A 14,092-nucleotide genomic window follows, 5' to 3' on the forward strand; every position below is an offset into this window, starting at 1 on the left:
TGTATTTATTATTAATTAACATGAAATTTATTATTAAGGCAATATTGAAATTAATTATGATAAAAATATTTATTTAAAATGTGATGTATGTTTAATTTTGCTTGGGTAATGATAATTTTGGCGTGTTTTTAATTATATATACAGTATCAATATTTTTTTATTTAGTGTGATTTATTTCAAATAAATAAAAACCCCAAGGTAATGACTAGATTTGGGGTTAGGTAAGTTGGGAATTAAAGTTTTAATCGTACTGAATGGTGACCGTTGCCATCGCCCGTACAGTTCCAGCAGTGACAGTTGTTGCTGTTTGATAGTAACGAGCAGCTAATGGAACATTGTATTGAATGACTTCATTTGATTTAACCGTACCCAGCGCAAGTTTGTCGCCACGAGCAATCACCTTATTGATGTTTTGGTAATTTGAGATCAGTTGAACCCCAACACCATTCGCTTTCGTTGCAGTCGGTGCGGTATTGGTTAAAACTTGGTTATTACTGCCATCTTGGGTGTAATCGAAGCTTAAACTAACCTGAGTTTTTTCTTCGTAACCTGTTGGGTTGATACCACCATTACATAAGATATTCAAATCAAATGCTTGTTCGCCTTGAGTCGAACCAACCCCTTTAAAACCAGATTTCATTACCGTTGGAAGCTGAACTGTTTTATTGATGTTGCCTTGTAGCTCACATGAAGAAGAAGCAATAGTAATGGCGTTACCATAAACAGTACTGGTTAAAAATGGACGACTGTTTTGTCCAGTCACGTAATAGGTACTATATCTACCCGGAACAAGGGCACCAGATCCAGTTTGTGATGCTGTTTTAACAATCTCAACAACAAAGTAGCCTTGTGCTAAATTGTACAGTGTTCCAGGTGATAGACTGCGCGAGTAGGGATAATATCCAGAGAAATTGGTTGCATTTTCGGCTTCACGATATAGTCGAATACCGATTCCTGCAATATTGGTTGAATAAATACTATCGCCTAAAGGACTAATTGGATAACTTTGCGATAAATCTGCGTAAATTCGATCAGCACTTGAAGTACATCTTAGTGTTGAGCCATTGGGATTGATTGGAAACGTTGCTTTACGCAAAATAGTCCCAACAGGATCACTTGGGCGTACAACCACGCGACCTACAGCCATAGAAATATCAACTGTACTGAAGCCAGAGCTGAGTGTACAAAATGCATTCGCCGCCGTATTAAAACCAAAACCTGCCGTAAATAAAGCACCAGTAATTAGAATTTTCTTCATTTACAAATTGCCTCAGTCATGATCATATTTTGTTGATCTTTATCTAGTTGAGAACGAACATCATAGCTCACCTGACATTGCTCAGACGCTTCATCACCCCAGTTAACGTAAAGTGTATCTTGAGGTAATTTTGTTCGAACATAAATTAGGCTTCCTTGTGCAACCATGCCCACAGCTTCTTTGTCTTTGTTATAGACTTGAGCAGCAAAAGGTAAACTTTCTCCATTTGCCTGTTTGCTTTGGATATAGATTGCATAACCAGTTTTTGTTGAAAAATCTACTTTTGCAATTGCACCTGCAAAAGGAGCAATACGTTGGCTAGTTTCCTCTAGTTCAACATTTGTAGACATGTTTTGAGGGTCAAGGGTAATGTCATTTAAACGATATGGCGTAACATAAGGAATAACAGCATAACCCGCTTTATTAATACTTAAACCAACGGTATTACCGACTTTTGCACCTGCAGCGTCTGGTGCATAGACTAGAACCATGGTCTGCCCTTGATCTGGCCCAAATAGGACGCCTTGAGAATGTGCAACAATACTACCGCTTAGACTTAACATTGCTTGTTGATAGTCTTCTGCATAACTATAAGATCCGCCAACTGTTGCAAAATTAGTTCTATAACGACTATTGACGTTAAAGCTAGGATCATTACGATCTTGGTGAGACATACTCGCACCGTAGCTGAAACGATCACCCACCACGCCACTTACACCCACAGTACGATTATTATCTGCAATGGTGGTATTCACGTTCGCAGAGTTTTTCTTAAAGCTTAGCGGGAAGGAGATTGTCGCTAAATATTCAGTATCTTGGTCACTACGATTTGAACCGTATTCTATTTGGCGATTTACAGCTGAAATACCATAGGTAATACCTTGATAATTATTACTATAACCAATTTGGTATTGCTTGGTTGATTCGCTACGATTCCAATAATCAATCCATGAACCAACAACATAGACATTACCCCAACCTTCGGGTAGTCCTTGGTTCAGCGTAATTTGGAACTCACTACGTTGTTTACCAACGGCATAAGTATTTTCGCCTTTTTCTTCAAGGTCACGGATTAGAATTGCATCACGAAGGTTGTAATAGTTTTCTGTAGAGTAGCGATATGCTGCAAGTGTTAAATTCGTATCCGTTGGAGCAATTAATTTACTGTAACTTAAGCGAAAACTCTGACCAGATTGAGACTCTTGTTTTTTGAAATCTGCTTGTGAGTGAGTTACGTCTAGAGAAATTGCACCTATTGGTGTAGCAAAAGCGGCTCCGACGAGTGCAGACCCATAATCTTCTGCTAATTGGAAACCAGTATATGCTGTTAGGTAGTTATTAACACCGCGCTGATATTTACCTTGCGTTACCCACGGCGTTAAATCTATATCTCGGTCGCGAAATTCACCCACTGTGAGCGAGTAACGGCTTAAACCAGGACGTAGCATTTGAACGACTGAGGCATAAGGCACAGCGAATTTTTGAATTTCACCGTTTGATTCAATAACCGAAACTTCGAGTTCGCCGCCAAATCCAGTTGGATATAAGTCATTAATTTCAAAACGACCAGGAGCTACAGTGGTTTGATAAATCAATTGACCTTGTTGTCGAATCTCAACTTTTGCGTTAGTTTTTGCATTACCACGGATCTGAGGCGCATAACCAATCATACTGTTTGGCAGCATCCGATCATCACTAGAAAAATCGACACCACGATACCCAAAAGAATCAAAAATTTCGCCGTTAGTAAAACTATCACCTAAAGTGAGAACGCCACGATAATTTGGAAAAGCACGTTGGGCATAGCTACTGACAGCTTCGTAATTTGAGCCTTTTTTTTCTGATTCTTTGTTATCTTGCCACTGCCATTGACCGTTATGTCTAAACTGCCAACCACCAATATTGGCGCCTGTTGTTAGACCAATAAAAGCATTTGTCGTTTCTTGTTGACCAGAAGACTTGTTAAATGTTTTATAAGCACTTCCGTTATACGACAAAAAGCCAGCATTAATACCTCGATCCCAGACACTCGGATCGACATAACCCTGCGCATTTTTTTGTAATGCGATTTGTGGAATAGAAACATCAATTCGTAGGCGTGAAGTATCAAAATCGTAATAAGCATTTTCTACCCATTCTTCGATTTTATAACATGCATTTGGAGCCGTGGTTTCGGTACGATTGACCAAAACTTCTTGTTTTACGCCATATTCAAGTAATGAATTTGCGGTAAAACATGTGTAAGCATTTTGATTTTGTTCAGTAGAGCGGAAAACCATCCGTTTTTTACCAAACCAGTTTCCGTTGATATAAACATCAACGCTATATTCACCTGGTAGGACTGGATTACCATATTTGAAACGTGAAATATCAACTTTCTGAGCATCACCCATTAAGAAAACAGAGTCAAATTCTGCTTCCATTGGTGCTTGTTCTTTTGTTTGTTCTGCTGAGTAAACAGCCATAGGCATCGTAATTGTAATTATCCCAGAAGTAAGGTAATAACAAATACGACGTTTAAGGAACTTAGCAGAAGCTTTCTTATTTGACATAATTCTTTCGCCTATTCAACGATAGGTACTCAATAATTTATCGCTTGGTAAGTAAATATCTTTGTTATTGAAGCTTAATTTGGTGCTCAATACGACCGCCATAGTCATTAATACTAATAAAGCTTAGTTTTTCAGTATTTGCAGTTTTTAACTGCACTTTGTCTTCGCTAAAAGGCGATAGCATTAAGCCTTTAGGTAAGAGATCAACTGGCTGAGTACCATTAAGTTGATATACGGCAGTCATCGTAACGTGAAATGGGGTTGGATTTTTGACCGTTAAGGTCTGACCATTTCTAATCCATTGCAGTTTTTCAGCAGCTAAATTAGCGTCTTCTTTAATACCAGCAGGTCGGTAGAAAAATTTAATACGTGAACGGATTGCAAGTTGCAAAAAATTATCTGGAACAGCTTCTTTGCTATTTGCTGTTGGTCTTGGTGGAATATCTAATACATTTAACCAATATACCGTTTCTTTTTTCTGATCTAATTGTGTTGCGCTTGGAAGAGCTGCGATACGAAGAGATTGACTCTTAGTTGGATCGACACGAGAGATAGGTGGGGTAATCATAAATGGAACTTTAGATTGGTCTGGTGTACTTTTAGGGTCACCATCATCAATCCATGCTTGAACAAGCGATGGTTTTGAACCATTGTTACTTACTTGCAAAGTCACTTCACGAGCGTCAGACGGATACACAACGCGAGTACCATGTAAGATAATTTCTGCTTGAGCTGTGCTTACAGCAAAAACGGAAGATATCGCTAAACCAAGCAAAATATTGTAACTGTTCAATGTCATTTATACTTACTCTATTACCGCAATATATTTTTATAACAAACTGCGAATTTCTAAATTTTAGAAATTCGCAGAGATTATCAATAAATTATTGATAAATGATTGTGTACTGAACTGAAGTACTTACTTTACCAGCAGTAGAAGCGCCAGTTGCATAGTATTCAGCATAGTAGTTCAAGTCAGCGCTACCATTGTCTACAACGTCAACCCATTGAGAGTTCGCTTGAGCACCATTTGAACCTGTTGCAAGCACAGGAATAAATTGGTTGTTGCTACCTAACAATTGAACTTTAACGTTATTTGCACCACCAACAGCTTGGTTATTTAAACGACCTGTAGAGAAGTCAACAGTTGCACCTGGTTCAAAATAAGTTGCAACTTTACCTTTTGAACATTGGTCAAGTTTGATTTGGAAAGGGGTACGGCCAGCAACATCACCTGTAGCAGCTAATGTTTGTTTAGAAACTGTTGGAAGAGTAACAGTAAAATCTTTGCCCGCAGGAGTGACAATTTTACAAGTTTGGTCAGTAACTAAACCATTAATAGTGATAGTACCATCAGCGGCTTGAGCGTTAGCAATACCTACAACTGAAAGAGTAGCGATCAAAGCAAGTTTTTTCATAATAATTTCTCTAATACATCAGCTTAAAGTTTGAATTAGATTACTTTTTCAGTTAATTATTGCGCTGAATAAGTAATGTGCGAAATATATCATTTAAATTAAAAAATGCAAACTGTGTCACACTTTTGTGTTTTTGCTTGATGCTAAAACTTTAGAAAAAATAACTCATTGTTTATTTTATAGTTCTTTTTTAAAACGATTTTTGTTTTGTGAATTTTAGATAAATTATGTGAAATTTAATGTCTTATTTTGTAAGTAATAATGCACTATTTGTTTATTTTTTATTCAAAATAGCCGTTTTTTTATATTAATTTTTTATTACAGCTTCAAAATAACGAATGAAAAATGAGCACTAGAATTACATTCTTAACAAAAACGCCAAACTTTCTTTAAGAATTTTTTAAGGTTGAATCCTTAGTTTTTTAGTCATGATTAGATGAAAAATACATCGAAAGGAGCTACTCATGAATATGCTTTATACACATAAACCAAACTACTATTTCTTTGCCCATAAGTTTGTTCTCTTCTTGGAAAGTTATCTAAAAGCGCATCCTTTTGAACAGCAAACGAGTTTTAACTTACATACAATTTACGATTTGTTTAGTCATGATCGTGCATCGAGCACTACGAATTTAGAAGGTATTTTAAATATTGCTGATGAATATGTACTTGAAACTGATGAAGGTTCACAGCCATTGATTCGTAGCTATCATTTGCATTTGGATAATCATGTATTAACACTCGAATTTAATCCTAAAGCGGTTGAAAGCTTAAAGGCAGGTCAAATTATTGTGAGTCCTTTGGCAGCTTGATAAATCCATCATCATTTCCTCTTTTATACACTTAGCTATTAATCTCCTTTGGCTAAGTGTTTTTTTTACAAGCTGCATAAAAGCCATTGATTGTTTATGATAAATAGATCAAGCAAAGATATTTGAATAGTATGGATAAAGATTTTAAGTCAGAAACTTATAAGGTGGATGAAAGTACGACTGATACCATTCTATGGTTGATGCAGCATCAGGATATTTTTGATTCTTTCCATTTTGATGTACATACTCAAGAGTTGTCAGTCACACATGCAGCAGGTGTGGATATCATTCGCGTAGGAATGTTTTTAAATGCTAAATACGGCATTTTAGTGACATCAATTTAATATGATCGAAAAAAAGCCTTGTCAAATAACAAGGCTTTTTTTGTTTATGCGCTCATAGCATCTACGGAGAGTTCAGCAACAGTTGGTTTCGGTTTTTCTGCTGTTAAACCTAATTTAGCAAATAGGATTTGGTCTTTACCTTCTCCAGCATTAGGCGTAGTCAATAACTTATCACCAGAGAAAAGCGAGTTTGCACCTGCCATGAATGCAAGCGCTTGATCTGAATCACTGAGTGATTCGCGTCCTGCCGATAATCGAATATAACTATGAGGCATAATAATGCGAGCAACAGCAATAGTACGAATCCATTCGGTCACATCTAACTTTTCAACTTCAGCAAGCGGTGTACCTTCGATCGGTACAAGCATATTAATTGGCACTGATTCAGGATGTACAGGCATAGTTGCAAGTTCTTGTAATAAACCAATTCGGTCATTACGACTTTCACCTAATCCGACGATACCACCACTACATACTTTCATACCCGCTTGACGTACATGATCTAATGTATCTAAACGATCATCAAAAGTACGCGTACTAATAATATGTGAATAGTATTCACGAGAGGTATCAAGGTTATGGTTGTAATAATCTAAACCAGCATCTTTTAAGCGTTCAGCTTGTGACTGATTGAGCATACCTAAAGTCATACAAGTTTCTAAACCGAGTGCTTTTACTTCACGAACCATTTCTAATACATAGGGCATATCTCGTTCGTGTGGATTACGCCAAGCAGCGCCCATACAGAAACGTGAAGAGCCAGAATCTTTTGCTGTTTGAGCTTCACGAATGACTTTATCTACGGCAATACGCTTTTCTGCTTCTAGTTTTGAGTCGTAATGTGCAGATTGAGAACAATACTTACAATCTTCCGGGCATTTACCTGTTTTGATTGAAAGCAGTGTGCTGACTTGAATGGTATTTGGCTGAAAATGCTCACGATGAACACTTTGTGCTTTGAATACTAAGTCTAGAAAAGGTTGATCATATAAAGCTTGGATTTCATCACGAGTCCAGTCATTACGTAAAGTCATTGTTATATCCATGATGATTGATTACAAACATTGAGATTAATCATACAGAAATCGTGCCAAAGCCAAAGGGCAAAAAACATCATTTTTCTATTCAGGTACGTTTATTTGCTGCAATTGTTGTTGAATTGCCCACTCAATATGTACATTGACAATCTCATCGTGTAGAGCTTTTGCTTCTTGCAATTGGCTCACGATTTCAGCCGAGTATGGAGCATTTCCTAAGCCGATTGCAATATTCCGTTTAAAGGATTGATAGCCTGTGCGGCGAATTGGACTACCTTCTGTTTTAGCAAGAAAAGTCGCTTCATCCCATTGCCAGATCTCTAACAAGCTAATGTCATCTAAACTATGTCTTGGGTCAAAGTCTGGAATTGACGCAGTTTTAGCAAAGCCATTCCACGGACAAATCAACTGACAATCATCACAACCAAAAATACGATTACCTATACCTGAACGTAACTCTTCAGGAATGATTCCTTTATATTCAATAGTTAAGTAAGCAATACATTTCCTTGCATCCAACATATAAGGCTCAACAATCGCTTGTGTTGGGCAAATGTCGATGCAAGCAGTACATGAGCCACAATGGGCTGTTGCGGGTTGATCAAAAGGGAGGTCAAGAGAAGTAAATAGCTCACCCAAAACGAAGAAAGAACCTGATTTTTTATGAATGAGTAAAGTATGTTTTCCTGTCCAACCCATACCTGCACTTTCAGCAAGTGATTTTTCAAAAATAGGTGCTGAGTCCGCAAACGGGCGTGATTCGAAATCGCCCACTTTTTCTTTAATACGACTGGCTAATGTTTTAAGTCGACCACGCATGACTTTATGATAGTCACGACCGCGCGCGTAGCGTGCAATAATGGCTGAATTTGGTTCAAATGGTACATAACGGGGCTTAGGTGATGCCACAAGATAGTTCATCCGCACACAAATAATGCTTTTAGTCCCAGGCACAAGCAATGTTGGATCAGCACGTTTTTCTAAATTCTCTTCCAAGTAGTGCATATCAGCATGGTAACCCCGTTTTAAATATTCTTTAAAACGTGGCATTTGATCTTGAGCATCAGGTTTGGCAATGACACAATCAGAAAAGCCCAAGTCTAAAGCTTGAGTTTTTATCCACGTTTTAAGTTCTTGAGGATCAAGCTGCTGAAGCTCAATTTTATCAAGTGATTTTTCAGACGATGTGGTTGAAGCCATAAACCAATAATTAGGGGATAACATGCAACGTTCAGTTTACCATAGCCAAAGCATTCAAGCATGGGAGCAGCGTTGGTTTGCGCAGCAAAATTCATCTTTAGGACTGATGCAACAAGCAGCTTGGACAATCTCACAACAGTTAATTGCACCATTTAATAAAAATAAAATTGAAAAGATCGCAATTTGGTGTGGACAAGGTAATAACGCAGGTGACGGTTACTATATCGCTGCTTTTCTAAAGCAATATGGATTTCACATCACAGTTTATGCAGCTGAACTCGGTCAATCTTTAGATTTAAAACAAGCTGTACAATATGCACTGTTAAATCGAGTTGATATTCAAAGCATCGATTATTTATTGTCAGAAAATGCGAATCACCAAGAAATTCCAACTTTTGATTGTCATATTGATGCTCTGTTTGGCATTGGTCTCAATCGAATGCTTGATCAGAAATGGCAGTCGATCATCCAGTTATTTAACTCACAGATTGGTTTAAAGATTGCTATCGATATTCCGAGTGGACTACATGCGAATACAGGTCAGGCTTTACCCTGTGCAATTCAGGCAGATCAAACTTTTACAATTTTAGGTTATAAGGCAGGGCTGTTTACTGGGCAAGGCAAGGAATATGTGGGAAAGCTGCATTTAGTTAGTTTGATCCCAATTGATACAGAATTAAAACCACTTGCATATCTGTCGTCTGAAAAAATTGTATTACCGAAACGCCAAGCTTTTGGACATAAAGGAAGTTATGGGCATGTGCTTGTCGTTGGTGGTCATGCGGATATGGGCGGAGCGGTGATTATGTCTGCTGAAGCAGCGTTTCATGCTGGAGCAGGGAAAGTCAGTGTGGTCTGTCATGCCAAACATCATCAAGCTATTCTTGCGCGTTCACCGAATATTATGGTGCGAGATATTAATGCTTTAGATCAAGAATCGATCCAACACCTATTAACTCAAATTGATGCCGTCTGTTTCGGAATGGGCTTAGGGCGAGATGAGTGGGCAGAGCAGATTTATCTAGAGTGGTTCAATTTACTCAATCAAAATTCACATTTAGAAGTGGTATTAGATGCAGATGGGTTGTGGTTTTTGGCAAAACATCCACAACAATTAAATACACATGTCTATGCAACCCCACATTCTGGTGAAGCAGCAACTTTATTGGGTTGTTCAGCAGGTGATATTGAGCAGGATCGTATTGTTGCGATTCATAAGTTACAACAAAAATATGCAGGGCAATGGGTGCTTAAAGGTGCAGGTAGCTTGGTCTTAGAGGCTGCATTATTTATCTGTACCCAAGGTAATGCAGGAATGGGAACAGGAGGCATGGGCGATGTGTTGGCAGGTATGATTGCCAGTTTAAAAGCACAATTTCATGAGCAAGTCGCATTGCATGAAATTGTGAGTTTGCATGCACAGGCAGGGGATTTACTGGCTGAAAATGGTATGAGGGGTTTGCAAGCACACGAAATGGGCAAAATGATTTACACAGTGGTTAATATTAATTAAGGTTCTCAATGGAAGACTTAAAAGAAATTATCAGAACAAGATATGCAATGAATAACTCTGCTATTTTCTTACATGGAAAAGAGTATTTTCAGGCAGCTCTATTAACTTACAATAATACCCAATGTTATCCCTATGCGACTTTAACTTTACTAGGTTTATCTCTTGAGCTATTTTTAAAAAGTTTTGATGTAAAAGTTTTGTATGATGAAAAACAGACTAGAACTATTAAAACGGGTAATAAGAATGGACATCATCTAGGGAAGTTGTTTAATTACAATGATCTTCAACATAAAGTGTTGTTTGAATATTTGAACAAATATTATTCTGAAAAGTTAAATAGATGTTTGAAAGATGATTTGGAATTGTATTCACATATTTTTATCAGAAGTAGGTACAAATATGAATATGAAGAATATATGCCATCTCATTTGAGAGATATTCCAGAAATTTTCAATATTGCTGAATCTTTGTATGAGGCTATAGATGAAATTTTCAAAAATATGTAAATATAATTCAAGAAATTTCTAGACTGTTGATTGACTGCAAAATCTCTTTTATTTGTAAATAATACTGAAGCTAGATGGTGACAATAATTTTTAACGCCTTCTACTACTTGAACGACTCCGTCCCCGAGCCATACCACCGAGCGCATTTAACACTGCCATTTTGCTCATGCTGCCTGAAGCATGGGCATGACAGATTGCAGCAGCTAACGCATCGGCTGCATCAGCTTGTGGTTGAATGCTTAGGTTCAATAAACGCATTACCATCATTTGTACTTGCTCTTTTTCAGCAGCGCCGTAACCCACCACTGACTGTTTGATTTGACGAGCAGTATATTCCGCGACTTGTAGGTCTAAATTGACCAACGCCGCAATTGCCGCACCACGGGCTTGTCCAAGTTTTAACGCAGAATCAGGGTTCTGCGCCATGAAAACTTGTTCAACGGCAGCCTCAGTAGGCCCGTGAAATTTAACAATACGTTCAACACCTGCAAAAATACGTTTTAGTCGTTCAGGCATTGCTTGAGTTTCAGTACGAATAGTTCCCGCATCGACAAAACGTAGTTTATTGCCATCTTTTTCGATAATTCCATAACCTGTTAAGCGTGAACCAGGATCAATACCAATAATTAATGACATGTCGAACTATAAAAATGAAAGATTGTTGATATTGTTACATAGCAGGCTTTTCGATGCATAATATTTTTGTAGGATTTTGAATTATAAGAAAATAGTGTATTTATTAAACAGAGTTGGTTTTATTGAGTACATATTCCAAAATTCGTTCTTTTTCGAACAGATCAATTAGTAAGACTTATTTTGGTTGGTTTTTAGTCAATTTGTGTTTAATTTGAGCGTTAGGAAGCAAATTATGTGATTTTTCTAAAAAAAAATTGCATTGTGGGGGAGATGGGCGTATAAAGCATCTCATTGATCAAGATGTTGATCAAGATGTTGATGCGGGATGGAGCAGTCTGGTAGCTCGTCGGGCTCATAACCCGAAGGTCGTTGGTTCAAATCCAGCTCCCGCTACCACTTTAAAGTTAATTGAATATTAGCTCTGTGATTATTGAGTTGTTGTTATCTGAAAGATTAGACGGCAATTAAGTTAGCTGAAATAACCCTAAAGAAAGCTAAAAATTATTAGATTCTAGAATTGTAGTTTACCTCTCTCCATATATCTAGCGTTATAGTAAATCCAAATCGATCACTTGAGCTCAGAAATGAGTGATTTTGTGTTGAAAATTATTAATGAATGGCGTGTAGCCAAAGCCAGCAATGGCAATGAAATTTGTGTGCAAATTATCCCGATGAAACGTCAACAAAATACGTTGGACGGTTTCAAATGGGTAGAGGTTGGAAAGAAAATCCAGCTAGAGTCGGGTCGAGAAGTCGATTTTAATCTAGATGGGAAAAGCTTCTATACCGATGTTAATCAGCTTTATCGATTAATATAGATAATTTACGCACTTGAAGTATCTATTGGTTAAAGATAGATTGGGTTAAATCAATATTCATAATTTGATTTAATTCATAAATGAACAAAGTTTAAAGGTTTAAAAGTATGTCTGATACAGTTACTGGTACTGTTAAGTGGTTTAACGAAACTAAAGGTTTTGGTTTCATTCAAGCTGATTCTGGCCAAGATGTTTTTGCTCACTTCAGTGAAATCCAAAGCAATGGTTTCAAAGTATTAAACGAAGGCCAACGCGTTTCGTTTGTACTTGGTCAAGGTAAAAAAGGACCACAAGCAACTACAATTAAAGTTATCTAATAAGATTGCTTGAAAAAAAGCTCACTTTATGTGGGCTTTTTTTATATCTAAAAACTATCTTTTGATTTCTAATCCTACTTTGCATGAGATGCTAAACTTTACAGGAATTGATCTTCTGCCCAAAAGTTGAATTTTGTATAAGAAAGCAATTAGTAAATTTGTATATAAGAAAATCTTAAATGGGAAAGATAAAATATTTTTTATGATCTATTGTCAGTAAATCTTAACTTTTATAGATTGTGTAACTAGACCATCAATGCTAATTTTTTGATTTAGCAAAGAATGTTATTTTTATATAATTTGGCTTATTAAAGTTTAACCTCATTCATTCAAGAGATAAAACTTTCAATACTTCCATTAAGCCACTATCTCGTATGACTTAAAATTTGCTATGCTTGCAGTATCTGTCAAATAAAGATAGATTAAGTTAAGTCAGAATGAAAATTTTGATTTAATTTATAAATGAACAAATTTTAAAAGGTTTAAAAGTATGTCTGATACAGTTACTGGTACTGTTAAGTGGTTTAACGAAACTAAAGGTTTTGGTTTCATTCAAGCTGATTCTGGCCAAGATGTTTTTGCTCACTTCAGCGAAATCCAAAGCAAAGGTTTTAAAGTATTACAAGAAGGCCAACGCGTTTCTTTCGTACTTGGTCAAGGTAAGAAAGGACCACAAGCAACTCTCATCACTGTTATCTAATTTTTAGACCAGTAAAAAAAGCTCACATATGTGGGCTTTTTTGATGCTTTTTATGTGCGAGAAAAGCATCAAAATAATTTTTAAATATAATTATTTGATTGAAATAAATGAAATTTTACAATTTTTGAAATGCTGAAAGAGGTTGTTTTTTAAGAGGATTTTTTAGTAAAATAACTAATTTATTCCAATCTTTCATCTAGAGTTAGATAATGTTTGTGCCGAAAAAGTAAAGTGGTGTATATTGAATAATAACTAGAAGAATAACACTGTTGATTCAGAAAATCTTTCATCTCGTAGTTTAGATAAACCTTTCGTGTTATCAGATTTAATCTCAGAGTTTATGATTCCAAGTTACTTGCTACTAAGCATTCCAAATATTTCTAATAGGTTAAGTATATGTCTAACACTGTGACTGGTACAGTTAAATGGTTCAATGAAACTAAAGGTTTTGGCTTTATTCATGCGGATTCTGGGCAAGATGTATTTGCTCATTTTAGTGAAATCCAAAGTAACGGTTTTAAGGTTTTACACGAAGGGCAACGTGTTTCATTCACTATTGCTGATGGTAAAAAAGGACCTCAAGCAACTGGTATTACAGTAATTGCTCAAAACTAAACATCTAATTAAAAAAGCTCACAATAGTGAGCTTTTTTAATTTTCGGATAGTATCTATAAATTTTAATCATCATTATTTCTTGTAATGTACCTATTTTTGTCACAATTTAACCTTTTGGTTAAAAAAATGCCCTAGCATGTTATTAGACTTTTTGCTAATTTTAACTAGTGGATTATTTAGGCAAATTAACAATTGCCGTACATTAAATGAGCGCAAAGTTATGGAAAACTTAGAGCAATTGACTCAAGGGTTTGAGCAAGAAGTTCATGTACATTGTAAACGATCTATAGGTACGTTGTTGTTTAGTTTCGTAGTTTTGATCGCAACGAGCTTCTAGTGAAAAAAGCACCTTAGGGTGCTTTTTT

General features: G+C 36.5%; 15 protein-coding genes and 1 tRNA gene. 9 read left to right on the forward strand and 7 right to left on the reverse strand.

Annotated elements, in window-relative coordinates:
- Positions 1 to 241: 241 nt before the first annotated feature.
- The 4 genes from AAV96_RS01690 to AAV96_RS01705 all read right to left on the reverse strand — a co-directional run bounded on the left by AAV96_RS01690 (position 242) and on the right by AAV96_RS01705 (position 5,228).
- The gene (locus tag AAV96_RS01690) at positions 242 to 1,258 is read right to left on the reverse strand and encodes a fimbrial protein (protein WP_046738078.1); all 1,017 of its coding nucleotides are present in this window, start codon (positions 1,256 to 1,258) and stop codon (positions 242 to 244) included.
- On the reverse strand, positions 1,255 to 3,810 hold the full coding sequence (locus AAV96_RS01695) for a fimbria/pilus outer membrane usher protein (protein ID WP_046738079.1): 2,556 nt from the start codon (positions 3,808 to 3,810) through the stop codon (positions 1,255 to 1,257). Before AAV96_RS01695 ends, AAV96_RS01690 begins: the two co-directional genes overlap by 4 nt.
- Positions 3,811 to 3,874: 64 nt before the next feature.
- Positions 3,875 to 4,609, reverse strand: coding sequence for a molecular chaperone (locus AAV96_RS01700; protein ID WP_005215826.1), 735 nt, complete (start codon positions 4,607 to 4,609; stop codon positions 3,875 to 3,877).
- Positions 4,610 to 4,694: 85 nt separating this feature from the next.
- The gene (locus AAV96_RS01705) at positions 4,695 to 5,228 is read right to left on the reverse strand and encodes a fimbrial protein (RefSeq protein WP_005215828.1); all 534 of its coding nucleotides are present in this window, start codon (positions 5,226 to 5,228) and stop codon (positions 4,695 to 4,697) included.
- Positions 5,229 to 5,692: 464 nt separating this feature from the next.
- On the opposite strand from AAV96_RS01705, the gene AAV96_RS01710 reads away from it, so the two are divergent.
- Both AAV96_RS01710 and AAV96_RS01715 read left to right on the forward strand, forming a co-directional pair.
- Entirely contained in the window at positions 5,693 to 6,040 is a 348-nt protein-coding gene (locus tag AAV96_RS01710; protein WP_046738080.1) for a hypothetical protein, read from the forward strand.
- A 131-nt stretch (positions 6,041 to 6,171) separates the two neighbouring features.
- Complete coding sequence (locus AAV96_RS01715) at positions 6,172 to 6,384, forward strand: hypothetical protein (RefSeq protein ID WP_004661803.1); 213 nt, start codon at positions 6,172 to 6,174, stop codon at positions 6,382 to 6,384.
- Positions 6,385 to 6,428: 44 nt separating this feature from the next.
- Here the strand turns inward: AAV96_RS01715 and bioB are convergent, their stop codons facing one another.
- Positions 6,429 to 7,418 (reverse strand): biotin synthase BioB, encoded by a 990-nt coding sequence (bioB, locus tag AAV96_RS01720; RefSeq protein ID WP_005159575.1) that lies wholly within the window; start codon positions 7,416 to 7,418, stop codon positions 6,429 to 6,431.
- Between the two features lie 87 nt (positions 7,419 to 7,505).
- Positions 7,506 to 8,621 carry a tRNA epoxyqueuosine(34) reductase QueG gene (queG, locus tag AAV96_RS01725; RefSeq protein WP_046738083.1) on the reverse strand — a complete coding sequence of 372 codons (1,116 nt, stop codon included), beginning with the start codon at positions 8,619 to 8,621 and terminating at the stop codon, positions 7,506 to 7,508.
- Positions 8,622 to 8,643: 22 nt separating this feature from the next.
- Between queG and AAV96_RS01730 the strand changes: the two genes are divergently transcribed.
- The gene (locus AAV96_RS01730) at positions 8,644 to 10,134 is read left to right on the forward strand and encodes a bifunctional ADP-dependent NAD(P)H-hydrate dehydratase/NAD(P)H-hydrate epimerase (RefSeq protein WP_046738081.1); all 1,491 of its coding nucleotides are present in this window, start codon (positions 8,644 to 8,646) and stop codon (positions 10,132 to 10,134) included.
- Between the two features lie 8 nt (positions 10,135 to 10,142).
- Positions 10,143 to 10,640, forward strand: a complete 498-nt coding sequence (locus tag AAV96_RS01735) for a hypothetical protein (protein WP_046738082.1) — start codon at positions 10,143 to 10,145, stop codon at positions 10,638 to 10,640.
- Between the two features lie 90 nt (positions 10,641 to 10,730).
- On the opposite strand, the gene ruvC is transcribed toward AAV96_RS01735, so the two are convergent.
- The gene (gene ruvC / locus AAV96_RS01740) at positions 10,731 to 11,276 is read right to left on the reverse strand and encodes a crossover junction endodeoxyribonuclease RuvC (protein WP_005159580.1); all 546 of its coding nucleotides are present in this window, start codon (positions 11,274 to 11,276) and stop codon (positions 10,731 to 10,733) included.
- A gap of 319 nt (positions 11,277 to 11,595) precedes the next feature.
- On the opposite strand from ruvC, the gene AAV96_RS01745 reads away from it, so the two are divergent.
- From AAV96_RS01745 to AAV96_RS01765, 5 genes are all read left to right on the forward strand, one after another.
- A tRNA-Met gene (locus tag AAV96_RS01745) sits at positions 11,596 to 11,672 on the forward strand.
- 188 nt (positions 11,673 to 11,860) lie between these two features.
- Complete coding sequence (locus AAV96_RS01750; RefSeq protein WP_004661814.1) at positions 11,861 to 12,094, forward strand: hypothetical protein; 234 nt, start codon at positions 11,861 to 11,863, stop codon at positions 12,092 to 12,094.
- 107 nt (positions 12,095 to 12,201) lie between these two features.
- Positions 12,202 to 12,411 carry a cold-shock protein gene (locus tag AAV96_RS01755; RefSeq protein ID WP_004661816.1) on the forward strand — a complete coding sequence of 70 codons (210 nt, stop codon included), beginning with the start codon at positions 12,202 to 12,204 and terminating at the stop codon, positions 12,409 to 12,411.
- Between the two features lie 490 nt (positions 12,412 to 12,901).
- Positions 12,902 to 13,111, forward strand: coding sequence for a cold-shock protein (locus AAV96_RS01760; RefSeq protein WP_004661817.1), 210 nt, complete (start codon positions 12,902 to 12,904; stop codon positions 13,109 to 13,111).
- A gap of 396 nt (positions 13,112 to 13,507) precedes the next feature.
- A complete protein-coding gene (locus AAV96_RS01765) occupies positions 13,508 to 13,726 on the forward strand; it encodes a cold-shock protein (protein WP_004661818.1) in 219 nt (72 codons plus the stop codon).
- Positions 13,727 to 14,092 lie beyond the last annotated feature (366 nt).

This window comes from Acinetobacter sp. AG1 (genome assembly GCF_001005525.1).
GTDB classification, from domain to species: domain Bacteria; phylum Pseudomonadota; class Gammaproteobacteria; order Pseudomonadales; family Moraxellaceae; genus Acinetobacter; species Acinetobacter modestus.